Genomic DNA, 758 nt, shown 5'->3' on the forward strand with positions numbered 1-758 from the left:
GCACGGAAGATACCAAGATGTCGGCAATATGTACAACTGCTGCATCAATCAAGAACTCATCCGCATCGGAAGGAGAGTGGTGATAACGTGCGACTTCCTGAAGTGATTTTGGCAGACGCCAGGCTTTAGTCAGTGCTTCACCTACGTGAGTATGATCAAACCTCATTGCCCGCTGCTCGGCTTCAAAAATAATTTCATGGCCAAACTCAGCACTGTTAATCGCTTCACGCGCTAGTTCGGGGACTGTCTGATAAATAACCAAACTACCAATATTGTGAAGCAGGCCGGCAATAAAAAAACGCTCACTCGAACGTTGGCCACATTCTTCAGCCAACAGCTTGCTGGCAATCGCACTGGCAAAACTATGGCGCCAAAACTCATTCATATTGATCAATGAGGTAGGAATGCCTCTGAATGAATTCAGTACCGATGTCGCTAGAATTAGATTAGTCAGCTCACGTGTACCTATAATGGTGATGGCTCGCGAGATAGTATTTATTTGAGAGGGAAAGCCATAAAAAGGGCTGTTCACGATTTTTAACAGACGTGTTGCTAATGCCGGATCGGTATTAATGACCGCACTGATGTCATCGATACTACTATCGGGATCTTCCATTAGCTCATTGAGCTGTGTGTAAGTAGTGGGTGGTGAAACGAGTTCCAGTGATTTGTTGACCAGTGATTCAGCTGTGAGGCTCATGTTTGCTCCTCCTGCTCATTTTCCAAGTCTAACTGCATTTCATACAGTGCTTTCATGA

The 758-nt window shown here is 45.1% G+C and carries 1 protein-coding gene; it reads right to left on the reverse strand.

The features are described 5' to 3' along the window. The coding region (locus B4K20_RS13010) for an HDOD domain-containing protein (RefSeq protein ID WP_289283195.1) at nucleotides 1-700 on the reverse strand (700 nt) is incomplete at its 3' end. Nucleotides 701-758: the final 58 nt, after the last annotated feature.

It is taken from the genome of Methylophaga sp. UBA5088, from assembly GCF_002414625.1.
GTDB lineage: Bacteria > Pseudomonadota > Gammaproteobacteria > Nitrosococcales > Methylophagaceae > Methylophaga > Methylophaga marina.